This is a genomic window from Flavobacterium sp. (assembly GCF_965277525.1).
Classification (GTDB): Bacteria; Bacteroidota; Bacteroidia; order Flavobacteriales; family Flavobacteriaceae; genus Flavobacterium.
Genome location: NZ_CBDIDC010000005.1, coordinates 1,069,494 through 1,082,735, shown reverse-complemented (window position 1 = coordinate 1,082,735; position 13,242 = coordinate 1,069,494). Strand labels below are relative to the sequence as shown.

The following is a 13,242-nucleotide window of genomic DNA, read 5'->3' as shown; positions in this document are numbered from 1 at the left end:
TCTTTGCTTCATGCAATTTTCTCAAATTTTAGGTCAGGATTACATCAAAAGTCACTTGATAAAAAGTGCAGCTTCCGGACGAATTCCGCATGCACAATTATTTATTGGGCCAGAAGGAAGTGGCACATTATCAACTGCAATTGCTTATGCACAATATATTTTGTGTAACAATACAGGAAACGAAAATTCAAACGGAAATGATTCCTGTAATCTGAAGTTTCAAAACATTTCGCATCCTGATTTACATTTTATTTATCCAACTGTTACTACTGAAGATGTAAAAACCAAACCCAAAAGTCTAGACTTTATTCAGGATTGGCGCACTTTTGTTCAGGAAACGCCTTACGGAGGTTTATTTGACTGGTATAAAATTCTGGGAGTTCAAAATAAACAAGGAGAAATAAGGGTCGAAGATGCACAAGAAGTTTTAAAATCACTTTCGTTAAAATCCTATGAAGGCGGTTATAAAATTATGATTATCTGGATGGCCGATAAAATGAACATCGCAGCATCTAATAAATTACTGAAACTTTTAGAAGAACCCTCAGATAAAACCATTTTTATTCTGATTTCTGAAAATGAAGAAGACATTATACAGACGATTCGTTCTCGTTGCCAGGTAATTCACTTTAACGGATTACCTGAAAAAGTCATTGCCGAAGCTTTAATTTCTAAAGAAAATGTTGACGAGAAGTTTGCTTTTAAAATTGCCCATCAGGCACAAGGCAATTTCAGTAAGGCATTACATCTTTTAAAAGAAGATGATTCTGAATATCCTTTTGAGCAATGGTTTGTCAATTGGGTCCGTGCCGCTTTCAGAGCCAAAGGAAATGCAGCAGCTATTCAGGATTTAATTTCCTGGAGTGAAGAAATTGCTGCTTTAGGTCGCGAAAGCCAGAAAAAATTCATTCAGTTTTGTATCGAAATGTTTCGCCAGGCACTTTTACTTAATTATCAGGCACCCACCTTGGTTTACATTGAACCTAAAGTTGAAAAATTCAAATTAGAAAATTTTGCTCCTTTTGTAAACGGAAATAACATTCACGAAATTTTCAAAGAACTTTCAGATGCGATGTATCACATCGAAAGAAATGGAAATGCAAAAATAATTTTGACGGATTTATCTATAAAACTAACTCGTTTAATTCATAAAAAATAGTTTCAAATGAACAATATTGCCTCCATTCTATTATTAGTCTTTTTAGCCTTAACGTTCTTGCAGTCCGGATATGAAAAAATATTTTATTGGAAAGATAATGTCGAATGGCTTAAAGGACATTTTGCTCAGACCATACTTAAAAACCATGTACCTCTTGCCCTGCTCCATCTTCTAATTATAGAATTGATTTCCGGAATTTTATGTGTTGTTGGTGCCATACAATTGTTAACCAATAGTGGTCGTGAATTTGGCTTTTATGGCGCAATATTTTCATGTATTTCTCTGTTAATGATGCTTTTTGGGCAACGATTAGCGAAAGATTATGATGGTGCGAGAACCATTGTGATCTACTTTATTCCAGCTGTAATGGCTGTTTATTGGTTGAATTAAATCAACGCAATACTTTAAATTTTAAAAAAAAAGCCACAGATTTCACAGATTTTCACAGATTTTTTTAATCATTTTAATCTGTAAAATCTTGGCAAAAAAATAAATTAGTTCGCTTTAGCGGACAGCAAATTAAAAATTTACATTAAAAAATGAATCCTAAACACCCTTCAGAATCTCTAACTATTTTAACTGATTTAGTTTTACCGAGCGAAACAAATCCGTTGAATAACCTTTTTGGTGGCGAATTATTAGCCCGAATGGATCGCGCGGCAAGCATTGCAGCCCGAAGACATTCACGCCGAATTGTAGTTACGGCATCTGTAAATCACGTCGCCTTCAACAGGGCTATTTCGTTAGGAAGTGTCGTAACGGTTGAAGCAAAAGTATCACGATCTTTCAAAAGTTCAATGGAAGTTTTCATTGATGTTTGGGTAGAAGATCGCGAATCCGGAAACAGAACAAAGGCCAACGAAGCTATTTATACATTTGTTGCTGTCGATGACACAGGAAGACCAGTTGAAGTTCCGCCAATCGCCCCGGAAACGGATCTTGAAATACAACGTTTTGATGCTGCTTTGCGTCGCAAACAATTGAGTTTATTGCTTGCCGGTAAAATAAAACCTTCTGATGCCACAGAATTAAAGGCTTTATTTTTATAGTCGCAATTTGTGACAATTTGGAACAATTTGAGAGAATCAAACTTCAAAAAAAAGAACTAATTTTACAAAATTACAAGCCTGATACAAATCTAAATCAGTAAGTTATCATTTCTGGTTTGTTTTTGAGAATGAATTATAAAAATTTACATGAAAGAAAAAGAAAAAAAAGAGATGAGTTCAGAAAAAGATGCCAAATTAAAAGCGCTACAACTTACGCTTGATAAACTAGATAAAACGTACGGAAAAGGAACCGTAATGAAAATGGGGGATAAAGCCATTGTAGAAGTCGAAACGATTTCTTCAGGTTCTCTTGGTGTTGATTTAGCACTTGGAGTAAATGGTTACCCTAGAGGAAGGATTATCGAAATATACGGTCCGGAATCTTCCGGAAAAACGACACTAACATTACATGCAATTGCCGAAGCTCAAAAAGCTGGTGGAATTGCTGCTTTTATAGATGCTGAGCATGCTTTTGACAGAAATTATGCTGAAAAATTAGGAGTAGATATCGAAAACCTGATCATCTCTCAACCAGATAATGGAGAACAAGCTTTAGAAATTGCCGAAAACCTGATTCGTTCCGGAGCAATTGATATCGTTGTAATTGACTCTGTTGCAGCGTTGACTCCAAAAAGTGAAATCGAAGGTGAAATGGGAGATTCTAAAATGGGTCTACATGCACGTTTGATGTCTCAGGCTTTGAGAAAATTAACGGGAACTATAAGTAAAACAAACTGTACTGTTTTCTTCATCAACCAGTTGAGAGAAAAAATCGGTGTAATGTTTGGAAATCCTGAAACTACAACCGGTGGTAACGCATTAAAATTCTATGCTTCAGTACGTATCGATATCCGTCGTTCATCTCAAATTAAAGATGGTGAAAACGTTATTGGTAACAGAACTAAAGTTAAAATCGTGAAAAATAAAGTGGCTCCGCCTTTTAAAACTGCTGAATTCGACATTATGTACGGAGAAGGAGTTTCTAAAACCGGAGAAATTCTTGATTTAGCAGTAGAATTTGAAATCGTTAAAAAAGCTGGATCCTGGTTTAGCTACGGAGATACAAAATTAGGACAAGGTCGCGATGCTGTAAAATCTTTAATTAAAGATAATCCGGAATTAGCAGATGAATTAGAATTAAAAATTAAAGCGCATATCAAAGAATTAGCAAACGCTTAAAACTTTAAAAACCTGCAAATTGCAGGTTTTTTTATATACAAATCCGACATGTTTATAATTTGTCGGATTCTTTATTTCAAAAAAATAAAAAAAATGACGCAACCCTTTTAAAATAACTCTATCTAATAAAAAGACATAAGATTTGATTGGTATAGGTTATAAATACCCAATTCGAAGGTTTTTTTTAGAATAAATTTGGTTGTTTGTTCGATAAAATCCGTTAGCTTTTTCTGCTAACGGATTTTTATTTAAAAAAAAGCCGTTTCGCACGCAACCTTTTTAATTTTTTTCTCTCTATTATATTGTGACATTAACTTGAGTTTAAACCAAACTCTTTATTATCAAACCTTAATATTTTTAACCATGAAAGAGAAAATAGAAGTGTTGTACAGTAAAAACCGTAGAATGACCAAATTGAAATTTAGAAAAGTATTGCGTTTTATTTCAGAAAAAATAATTCATCGATAGTATTTTTTGAATATAAAATGGGGGATTTTAATTCAAAAGAAAACCCGACAATTTTAAACAATTGTCGGGTTTTATATTTTTTATACATTAGTCATTCTTCTTTTTAAAATCCAGTAATCCTTTGTATATCAATTGTCTGACTTCATCCCGAAGACTTTTTCTATTGTCACTTGTTAATCCGTTTGTTTCTACGAAAGGTAGAATTTTTACTCTCATTTTCCCTGGACTTCCACTCAAAAAAGTATAGGAAAATCGCTCTTTGTTATCGGCAAAAACAATGGGAACAATTGGAATTTGATGTTCGATTGCTAATCGAAAAGCACCATCTTTAAACTCATCCAATAAAACAGTTTCATCATCAGGAACGCCTCCCTCGGGAAAAATACAAATACTAAGCCCCTGATTTAATCGGTCTTGTGCTCTTTTAAAAACTTCATTTTTACTTTTTGAAGAATTTCTATCTACCAAAATACAAGTTCTTTTATAGAAAAATCCAAACAAAGGAATCTTCGAAAGCTCCTTTTTTCCAACAAAAACAAAAGGATTTCTAACCACAGCCAACATCAGCATAATATCAGTCATTGAAGTGTGATTCGCCACGATCATATAGCTTTTATTTCTGATCAGTTTCTGTTGACGCTCGACCTTATAATAAAAACCCATCCCGAAAAGGATAAATTTAGCCCAAATGCGGGCCATTTTAAAAAAATAGGGATAACCGCTCTCTGATATAATAGAAATCAGCAAAAACGGCAGCATAATCAATATCGGAATGGCCATTAAGATGTAAAACCAAATGCGCCATAAGACCCAAAAAACAATTTTAATTCCTTTCATGGTTTCAAATGTAAGAAAACAGAAATGAATTTAGATTTTTAGATGGTGAGATTTTTAGATTATTAGATTTTTCCTAATCATAGAAACGTAAAATAGTTTCGAACTATGGTAAAGTTTATGAATTTTGAGGTTAAAGAAAAAATAAACTTTGTGGAGTTTGCGAAAAACTTTGCGAACTTTGCGGTTAAAAAAAATAAACTTGCAATCTTTGCGGTTAAGAAAAAACTAGAATGGCAAAAATACTTACTGGTGTTCAGAGTACTGGAACGCCACACTTAGGCAATCTATTGGGAGCAATTATTCCTGCAATCGAATTATCAAATAATCCTGCAAACGAATCTTTTTTGTTTATTGCTGATTTACACTCGATTACACAAATAAAAGACGGAAAAAATTTAAGAGAAAATACTTATAGCACCGCAGCAGCCTGGCTTGCTTGTGGTTTAAATCCTGATAAAGTTACTTTTTACAGACAATCTGATGTAACTCAAACTACTGAACTGACTTGGTATTTAAGTTGTTTTTTTCCGTTTCAACGTTTAACTCTTGCGCATTCTTTCAAGGATAAAGCCGATCGTTTAGACGATGTAAACGCCGGTCTTTTTACTTATCCGATGTTAATGGCAGCCGATATTTTATTGTATGACGCTGAATTTGTGCCGGTTGGAAAAGACCAGTTACAGCATTTAGAGATTACACGCGATGTGGCTTCCCGTTTCAATCACCAAATGGGCGAAACTTTTGTAATTCCGGAAGCTAAAATTCAGGAAGACAGCAAGCTGATTCCCGGAACAAATGGCGGAAAAATGAGTAAATCAGCCAATAATATTATCAATATTTTCCTTGATGACAAAACATTGCGTAAGCAGGTTATGAGTATAGAAACCGATAGTACACCACTTGAAGCACCGAAAAATCCGGATACCTGTAATGCATTCGCCATTTATTCGTTGTTAGGAACTGAAGTTCAAATTGCTGAAATGAGAGCCAATTATTTAGGCGGAAATTACGGTTATGGCCATTCTAAACAAGCTTTGTTTGAATTGATTACCGAAAAATTTAAAACCGAAAGAGAAAAATACAATTACTATATCAACAACCTTGACGAAGTTGATGCTTTATTGAAAAAAGGTGCAGCAAAAGCTTCTGTAATTGCTGATGGTGTTCTGGCAAAAGTTCGCGAAGTGCTTGGATTTGGGAAATAAAATTATATAGCCACGAATTACACAAATTTCTGGAATTGATTGGAAAATTGATAATTCGTGGTATTTTTTTTTTAAATAGCCTCAAATAGTTTCCCCGGTAAAGGACGAATAACTCCTTTCAGTTCCATATTTAACAACAAACCGGAAATTTTATAAATTGGAAAATCACATTTTAAAGCAATAGTATCCAGCAATTCTTTACCGTTTTTTAAAAGAAAATCGTATACTTTTTGTTCGTCAGCTTCCAGCTCGACAAACAACTGTTTCTGAATTGGTTTTGCTTTACTTTCAATATTCCAATTCAGTATGTATACTAAATCTGCGGCACTTGTTAACACATTTGCTTTTTGCGTTTTTATGAGATCGTTACAACCCTGACTAAATTTATCAGTCACACGGCCAGGAACCGCAAAAACATCACGATTATAATCATTGGCCAGATTCGCTGTGATAAGCGAACCTCCCCTATCTGCTGACTCTATAACAATTGTAGCTTCGGTCATGCCGGCAACAATACGATTTCTGCGCACAAAATTCTCTTTATCCGGATTTGACGAACTCCAAAATTCAGTAATAAACCCTCCATTTTCCTCCATTTTTGCAACATACTTCTTGTGCGTTTTAGGATAAATTTGATTCAAACCATGAGCCAAAACTCCAATGGTCTGCAAGTTAAAATCCATTGCCAACTGATGTGCGACAATATCCACACCGTACGCAAAACCACTAACAATTACCGGATCAAGCGGTGCCAAATCTTCAATTAACTTCTTGCAGAATTCAATTCCATAAGACGTTATCTGACGGGTTCCCACAATACTGATTATTTTCTTGTTTTTTAAATTTATATTTCCTGCAGAAAAAATCAAAACCGGAGAATCAATACAATGTTTGAGGCGTTCCGGATAATTTTCATCCTGAAAAAAAGAGACTTTGGTACCATTCGATTTTATAAATTCAAGCTCACGGTTCGCCATTTCAAAAACGCTTGTATCTTTTAAATTCTTTAATAAAACGGCACCAACTCCATCTATAGCAGCAATTTGATTCATCTTCGTTTTAAAAACAGCCTCGGCATTTCCACAATGAGTCAATAATTTTTTGGCCATTATATCGCCAACTCCATCAACTTTTAATAAGGCTAGTAAATAAAATAAATCTTGATCTGACATGAATTAATGATTAAATGGCGGCGAAAAATAGTTTTATAAAACAAGTCTGAATTTACTTCAAAAATGACAAATATAATAATTGAAAGTGAATTCTTTCAATTATTATATTTAAAGATTTTTACCTAATTTTAAAAACAAGGCTATTCAAAATATGAATAGCCTTGTTCTCGATATCATTATTAACCTTCTCTTTTGGCAAATCTTATGTCTACTAAGGATATTCTGTTGGTATCCCTAAGTCGTGCAATATTTTTCTAGCAGAATTTAGCTCCTCCATAACTTTACTATCGACCTGAAAATATTCTGCATCAACCTCTGCAAAAGTTTCACTCCTACGGTGTCCACCAGTTTTCCAAGAAAGAGTTGAATGATTGATGCCCCATACAGGTCCATCTTTCCAATCTCCATTCTGTGTTCTGACAAGAGAATCTTCAATAAAATAAAAACCTGGTTGACACGTAATAGTTTTCCAACTAGACCCTCCTGGTTTGTTCCAATCTATACCTCTGTAATGACATTTTACTGATTTATATTCTGCAGTTCTTTGGGTAACAAATTCAGTAAAAACCCTTTTTATTACTATCTTTACTTTTGCCATGCGTTCTTCAAGAGTACCTTCTTGATTTCTAGGATCTAAGTAGAAATCCTTAGCAATAATTATTTCACTTGTAATTTTTCCTCTCCTAACATCTGTAAAGGGAGAAAGCAAACCATTGCAACTTACTGGATTGTCAGCTAACTTATTACTATTACCTTGAAAACTTGTGATAAATTCTTGAAAGGTTTTAGCTCTTAAAAGCATTTCTTTTTGCTCTTTTTCTGTAATATTTTTTTTTTCTTCTTCTTTCATCTTTATTGAGTTTAATTTACTTGCTTACTCTAATCAGTTTTCAGCGAACCTGTGCATATTAATTTATTTATAGTCGCTATTCAGCTTTTCCGACTTTTAATATTAAATTGACACTTTTCTAATCCAATTATCAAAAGTTTGATCTATTTACACTTTTCATTAATTCTACTTAATTTAAAAATCGTTAGAAATGCATACTTCATCAAATCTTTTTATTCCCAATTTTAGGATAACTAGTTGATTATTAAATCAAAATTCGAAATTTCAGCGCGCAAAAAAATCCCTACAAATGGGGATTTTTTGGGTAAAAACTATTTTGTTTAATTGTAGAATTACTTTTAGTTGAGTATGCCAAAGTTTAAAAATCATACTTTCGTTCTACAGCAAAACGTATTAAATCAGTCTTGCCGTAGAGATTAATTTTTTTGAGGATGTTTTTGCGGTGGGTATCTACAGTACTTTTGTTTATAAAAAGTACATCAGCAATTTCGTTAGATGTTTTTCCTTCGCCAATAAGTCTCAAGATCTCCTTCTCCCGAGTGCTTAAAAGAATGTTTTCCTTCGTTAATTTGTCTTTAGTAATAATTGCGTCGTCAAAAAAAGTTTCGTTGCTTACAACGGCTCTAATCGCTTCAATTAATTTCTTGAGCGGAGAGTTTTTCATAATATACCCTGATGCTCCGGCTTCTTTCATTTGCTGAATAGCTTCTGACTGATCAAACATACTAAAAGCTATAATCTTAATCTCAGGAAATTCCTTCTTTATGATTTTAGTGGCACAAATTCCGTCACATTTTGGCATTCGTATATCTGTAATAACAATCTGTGGTCTTTTTTTACGAACCAATTGTATCAAATCTTCCCCATCGTTGGCTTCCCCTACAACGGCAATATCTTCTTCCAATTCTAAAGAAAGTTTGATGCCGTCTATAAGCGACTGATGATCTTCGGCAATGATTATTGTTATCATAATGGCAAGTCTATAATGATGGTCGTTCCTTTAGTCAAAATTGAATCTATGGTAAATGTTCCGCCCATCTGTTCTACTTTTTTCTCCATATTTTTGAGTCCTATTCCTGATTTGCTTACAATAGTTTTGGGATTAAATCCTTTACCGTTATCTTCGATAATGATATTAATTTCCCCTGATGTTCCCTGAGTTAAATAAATATTCACTTCAGTTGCCTCAGAATGTTTTATAATGTTGGTGCACAGTTCCTGAATCATCCGGAATAAAGCAACTTCTATCGTATTCTCTAATCTCTCTGTGAGCTCAAACGGAATAACATTAATGGTTAAATGTTCTAAAACACTCATTTTCTCCGCCATTTTATTAACAGCCACCAACAATCCATCACTACCTATAATGCCTAAGTTTTTAAGATGTGCAATATTCCGAACCTTTTGATAAGCCTCTTCTAATAACGCATCGGTTTTATCGTAAAGTTTATTTTCTTGTTGGTTTACATCTTCATTATAGCGCTTCAAATTTTGAAAATTCAACTTTACAGTCGCTAGCATACTGCCCAAATTATCATGCAATTCGTTGGCGATATTTTGACGTTCTTTTTCCTGACTTTCAAGCATTAAATCAATACCATTAAGCTCTTGGTCTTTAAGTATTTTTTCTATTTTCTGTACTTCAATGAGTTTTTCCTGTTCAGCAATTTTTTTCTTTTTAATAATATTTTTGTATCCTAAAATACTGATCAATAAAACAATAATTAACGTACTTAATACAAGATACAAGACAACATTATTTATTTTAATATTTGTTTTTAATTGAAGATTCTCAAGCTCTTTTTCCTTTGTTTTATATTTGGTATCAAAATTATTAATCGCAGTATTTTGTTGTTCCGTATTTAAGGAATCATGATATTTATCTGAAATTTCTAAGTGATATAGCGCTTTCTCGAGTTTTTTAGCATCTTTATAATTTAAATAAAGAAACTTATTGATGTTTTCCTTATTGACTTTGTTGTATTCGATTAACTTTATTTTATCTGCCTGAAGCAATAAATCAATCGCTTTTTCATATTGATGAAGCTGCGAATAATTAGAAGCCTGATTCATCAAATTATAACAGATGTAGTTCGGGTTTGGCGTTTTTTCCTGATGCAAAAGCAAATTATCCTTCCGGAGGTAATACAAACTAGAATCTGGTTTATATAAGACATCACTAAAAAGTACCGCAAGATTATTATATATTTTACTTTCTAGCTTTATATCTTTTACTTTTTTGTTTAAAGTTATTGCCTTTCTAAAATAATACAGACTCTCTTTGGCTTCTTTACTGTTTATTTTTAAAGAGGCTAATTGAACATAGCCTTTAAGAATTTTAGAATCATTCTTAGTTGAAAAGGCATAATCCATATATTCTTTGAGATAGAATTGGTGCTTTTGTGTATTATCTTTGTAACTCACTAATAATGAAGCAATATTTAGGTTAATTTCCATTGCTTTTTCTACAACATTAGCTTTTAAATATTGTTTTTTAGCTATTAAATAATTTTCAATTGCTTTTACATCATTGTTTTCCTTACTGTAACTTTTTGCTTTGAGAAAATAATAATAACCCAAATCTTCTGGTAAAAAAACAGTTGTATTTAGCAAAGAAAGGTGCTTTAATGCCTCTTTTGATTTGCCTTCCTGAATAGAATTTTCGATAGATGTCAAAACTTTATTTTGACCCACACATATGCTCACCATAAAAAATAAAGTGAGCATAAAGCTAAAGGTTATATGTAGTGGATTATTACGCACCTTCACGAATTGTTCCTTTACCTGTTGTATCAGGGGTGACGATAGGACCAAAAACGCTGTCAAATATTTCTTGAGGAGTTTTTATACCTAAAGTCCCGTTTTCATGATGAAAAGCAACATTCACAGGTTTATTAAAATCAACTGATTCAAATTTTGGACCATGTAAATCAATAATAAACGATACATAATTGCCATTTGCTTCCAGAGTTCTTCCAAAAATGTCTTTAAAATGAATTACAAGTTTATTTTCTTTCTCATCCGAAATATTATAAATATCATATATCGAATAAATATTTTCTCTAAAAGGCTCAGGTAATACCACAGCTATAACTGCTTTTTTTCCTTCTAAAAGAGTACCTCGTACATCATAATTTTTCATAATTTTATTTTTAAGTTAATAATAATCAAATCTATGCATTTCTTAAAAGAAAAAAATACCTACAAATGGGTATATTGGAAAGTTGTTTTAAAAATTTAAAATCATCTTACGTCAAGTAGTACTTCGAAAAAGTAGATTGTTCAAATATTTTTTAAAAACATTAAAAAAACACAAATATTCTAAAGTAAATTCTTTCAAAAAATAAAATTTTAAACATATTTAATGACTTTAATAAAAAACTTATTTTCTATAACACATTGAAAACGAATTATCTGTAAAATTATCTCAATTGTTAATAAAAATTGTGAATAAAATTTTGATAACTATATTCGTTGCATAACTTTGTTACTATGAAAATCGAAAACTACATAGCACAGTTATTGTATCGTTATCAGTGTGTAACGGTTCCAGGGTTTGGAGCATTTTTAACCGAAATTCACTCAGCTCAACTGAATGAAAGCACAAATTCGTTTTTTCCTCCTAAAAAATCGATCTCTTTCAATAGCCATCTAAAAAATAACGACGGGCTATTGGCAAATCATATTGCTCATGCAGAAAAAACATCTTATGGTTTTGCAGTGAGTGCTATTGCTTTTGAAGTTGTAAGCTGGAAAAAAACTTTAGAAGAAAATGGTGTTATAAGTCTTAAAAACATTGGTGAAATTCGTTTGAACGCTGAAAAAAACATCATTTTTACACCAAACGATCAAACGAATTACCTAACCAGTTCATTTGGGTTAAGCCCGTTTGTTTCTCCAGTTGTGAAAAAAGAACTTTTCGAAAGAAAACTACAGGAAATTGAAGAAAGAACGCCAATTGCCTTATTCGAAGAAGAAGATGGAAAATCTTCAAATTCATTCTTAAAATACGCGGCAATCTTTGTTTTAGGACTTGGAATTACAGGTAGTATTGGATATCCTTTGTACCAAAATCAAATCGATACCAAAACACTTATTGTAGAAAGTGCTGTTCAGAAAAAAGTACAAAACAAAATACAAGAAGCTACATTTTTTATTCAAAGTCCATTGCCGGCTGTAACGCTTTCTGTTGATTCTGCTAAAGTAGAAGTCGCTGAAGAAAAAACAATGCCTTACCACATTATGGCGGGTGCTTACAGAAGTGAACAAAATGCACGTAAAGCTTACAATCAATTGATCAGAGATGGTTATAAAGCAAGAATGCTAGGCGAAAATAAACACGGTTTATTTCCTGTTTTATATGGCAGTTATGCGACAATGTCTGAAGCTCAAAAAGCTCAAAAAGAAATAAACAAAGGTGAAAATCCGGAAGCCTGGATTCTGATCGAAAATCTATAAAAAACAAAAAAATCCTATTCTTACCGAATAGGATTTTTTTGTTCATCGTGAAACAATTTTGGCCTCCTGATTAAGAATTTGTTTCCCGCCCTGAATAATGATTAATCTTGCCGGCGGCGAATTTTTTTCGCCTAAAACAATAATTGCACATTGATAGAGTAAGTTTCCTTTTTTGAATTCATATTGATGATTTCCTCCAATTCCTTCTACCACTAACTCACCTCCATTAATCACTAAATCAGGCTTCTCAGTCATTTCTTTTTTAACAGACCACGAAGCATAACGATAATTATTATTTCCTAAATTATCAATCCGGATTTTGAACTGAGATGTTTCTAAAACACAAATCGGAGTCTGAAAAAAAGCAATGCTTGGATCAAGTAATTTTTTTTGTGAAGCAATTAGTTTGTTTTTAAGTTCTGTTTCTAATTTTGATTGATAATTTACAGCGGTTAAATGCCCCTCAATATCCATCCAAATAATACCGTGTTTCAGCATTATTCCTCGTAATCCCATATCATACCAGTCTTTTATGGGATTCGACTTTATAATTTCACTCTTTAACCCTGGATCAAATATTTCAGAATATCTCTTTACAAATTCTGTTTTATTTTTGATATCCGGTATTGGATATTCTCTTGTTAATGGATACGAAATCATATCAGCAATAGCTTCTTTTCTATCGTTTTTTATGTTATCTATAAAACTTTTGATAAGCTTTTGATATTCCGGTTTTAAATCCTGAGCGGAAACAAAAGCACTGCAAAAAAACATTAATACCAAAAACAGGTTTATTTTTCTCATCTTAAAAGTTTTTAATTCATTATTAATCTGGTAATTACAATCAAATATAAATAATTTATAC

13 protein-coding genes are annotated in these 13,242 nt (G+C 32.6%); 6 read left to right on the top strand and 7 right to left on the bottom strand.

What is annotated here, in order from left to right:
* The first annotated feature begins 10 nt into the window (after nt 1-10).
* The 4 genes from ACQY44_RS13085 (at nt 11) to recA (ending at nt 3,387) form a co-directional block, all read left to right on the top strand.
* Nucleotides 11-1,159 carry an ATP-binding protein gene (locus ACQY44_RS13085; RefSeq protein ID WP_428230779.1) on the top strand — a complete coding sequence of 383 codons (1,149 nt, stop codon included), beginning with the start codon at nt 11-13 and terminating at the stop codon, nt 1,157-1,159.
* A gap of 6 nt (nt 1,160-1,165) precedes the next feature.
* A complete protein-coding gene (locus ACQY44_RS13080; RefSeq protein ID WP_428230778.1) occupies nt 1,166-1,549 on the top strand; it encodes a DoxX family protein in 384 nt (127 codons plus the stop codon).
* 149 nt (nt 1,550-1,698) lie between these two features.
* Entirely contained in the window at nt 1,699-2,208 is a 510-nt protein-coding gene (locus ACQY44_RS13075; RefSeq protein WP_428230777.1) for an acyl-CoA thioesterase, read from the top strand.
* Nucleotides 2,209-2,379: 171 nt separating this feature from the next.
* Complete coding sequence (recA, locus tag ACQY44_RS13070; RefSeq protein WP_428231195.1) at nt 2,380-3,387, top strand: recombinase RecA; 1,008 nt, start codon at nt 2,380-2,382, stop codon at nt 3,385-3,387.
* A gap of 555 nt (nt 3,388-3,942) precedes the next feature.
* On the opposite strand, the gene ACQY44_RS13065 is transcribed toward recA, so the two are convergent.
* Nucleotides 3,943-4,692 carry a lysophospholipid acyltransferase family protein gene (locus ACQY44_RS13065; RefSeq protein WP_428230776.1) on the bottom strand — a complete coding sequence of 250 codons (750 nt, stop codon included), beginning with the start codon at nt 4,690-4,692 and terminating at the stop codon, nt 3,943-3,945.
* Between the two features lie 230 nt (nt 4,693-4,922).
* On the opposite strand from ACQY44_RS13065, the gene trpS reads away from it, so the two are divergent.
* Nucleotides 4,923-5,897 (top strand): tryptophan--tRNA ligase, encoded by a 975-nt coding sequence (gene trpS / locus ACQY44_RS13060; RefSeq protein WP_428230775.1) that lies wholly within the window; start codon nt 4,923-4,925, stop codon nt 5,895-5,897.
* Nucleotides 5,898-5,968: 71 nt separating this feature from the next.
* Here trpS and dprA read toward each other — a convergent pair whose 3' ends face one another.
* From dprA to ACQY44_RS13035, 5 genes are all read right to left on the bottom strand, one after another.
* Nucleotides 5,969-7,069 carry a DNA-processing protein DprA gene (gene dprA, locus ACQY44_RS13055; RefSeq protein ID WP_428230774.1) on the bottom strand — a complete coding sequence of 367 codons (1,101 nt, stop codon included), beginning with the start codon at nt 7,067-7,069 and terminating at the stop codon, nt 5,969-5,971.
* 211 nt (nt 7,070-7,280) lie between these two features.
* Nucleotides 7,281-7,919, bottom strand: a complete 639-nt coding sequence (locus ACQY44_RS13050; RefSeq protein WP_428230773.1) for a hypothetical protein — start codon at nt 7,917-7,919, stop codon at nt 7,281-7,283.
* Between the two features lie 358 nt (nt 7,920-8,277).
* Nucleotides 8,278-8,889, bottom strand: a complete 612-nt coding sequence (locus ACQY44_RS13045; RefSeq protein WP_428230772.1) for a response regulator transcription factor — start codon at nt 8,887-8,889, stop codon at nt 8,278-8,280.
* Nucleotides 8,886-10,646, bottom strand: a complete 1,761-nt coding sequence (locus ACQY44_RS13040) for a sensor histidine kinase (RefSeq protein ID WP_428230771.1) — start codon at nt 10,644-10,646, stop codon at nt 8,886-8,888. The genes ACQY44_RS13045 and ACQY44_RS13040 overlap by 4 nt, the downstream gene beginning before the upstream one ends.
* 28 nt (nt 10,647-10,674) lie before the next feature.
* Complete coding sequence (locus tag ACQY44_RS13035; protein ID WP_428230770.1) at nt 10,675-11,061, bottom strand: hypothetical protein; 387 nt, start codon at nt 11,059-11,061, stop codon at nt 10,675-10,677.
* A gap of 350 nt (nt 11,062-11,411) precedes the next feature.
* Here ACQY44_RS13035 and ACQY44_RS13030 point away from each other — a divergent pair, with 350 nt between their 5' ends.
* Complete coding sequence (locus ACQY44_RS13030) at nt 11,412-12,377, top strand: SPOR domain-containing protein (RefSeq protein WP_428230769.1); 966 nt, start codon at nt 11,412-11,414, stop codon at nt 12,375-12,377.
* A gap of 42 nt (nt 12,378-12,419) precedes the next feature.
* On the opposite strand, the gene ACQY44_RS13025 is transcribed toward ACQY44_RS13030, so the two are convergent.
* The gene (locus ACQY44_RS13025) at nt 12,420-13,181 is read right to left on the bottom strand and encodes a hypothetical protein (RefSeq protein WP_428230768.1); all 762 of its coding nucleotides are present in this window, start codon (nt 13,179-13,181) and stop codon (nt 12,420-12,422) included.
* Nucleotides 13,182-13,242: the final 61 nt, after the last annotated feature.

Bases quoted from the DNA above. Each gene is read 5' to 3' on its own strand.
- ACQY44_RS13085 (WP_428230779.1), top strand. From the start codon at position 11: ATGCAATTTTCTCAAATTTTAGGTCAGGATTACATCAAAAGTCACTTG.
- ACQY44_RS13080 (WP_428230778.1), top strand. From the start codon at position 1,166: ATGAACAATATTGCCTCCATTCTATTATTAGTCTTTTTAGCCTTAACG.
- ACQY44_RS13075 (WP_428230777.1), top strand. From the start codon at position 1,699: ATGAATCCTAAACACCCTTCAGAATCTCTAACTATTTTAACTGATTTA.
- recA (WP_428231195.1), top strand. From the start codon at position 2,380: ATGAGTTCAGAAAAAGATGCCAAATTAAAAGCGCTACAACTTACGCTT.
- ACQY44_RS13065 (WP_428230776.1), bottom strand. From the start codon at position 4,692: ATGAAAGGAATTAAAATTGTTTTTTGGGTCTTATGGCGCATTTGGTTT.
- trpS (WP_428230775.1), top strand. From the start codon at position 4,923: ATGGCAAAAATACTTACTGGTGTTCAGAGTACTGGAACGCCACACTTA.
- dprA (WP_428230774.1), bottom strand. From the start codon at position 7,069: ATGTCAGATCAAGATTTATTTTATTTACTAGCCTTATTAAAAGTTGAT.
- ACQY44_RS13050 (WP_428230773.1), bottom strand. From the start codon at position 7,919: ATGAAAGAAGAAGAAAAAAAAAATATTACAGAAAAAGAGCAAAAAGAA.
- ACQY44_RS13045 (WP_428230772.1), bottom strand. From the start codon at position 8,889: ATGATAACAATAATCATTGCCGAAGATCATCAGTCGCTTATAGACGGC.
- ACQY44_RS13040 (WP_428230771.1), bottom strand. From the start codon at position 10,646: ATGCTCACTTTATTTTTTATGGTGAGCATATGTGTGGGTCAAAATAAA.
- ACQY44_RS13035 (WP_428230770.1), bottom strand. From the start codon at position 11,061: ATGAAAAATTATGATGTACGAGGTACTCTTTTAGAAGGAAAAAAAGCA.
- ACQY44_RS13030 (WP_428230769.1), top strand. From the start codon at position 11,412: ATGAAAATCGAAAACTACATAGCACAGTTATTGTATCGTTATCAGTGT.
- ACQY44_RS13025 (WP_428230768.1), bottom strand. From the start codon at position 13,181: ATGAGAAAAATAAACCTGTTTTTGGTATTAATGTTTTTTTGCAGTGCT.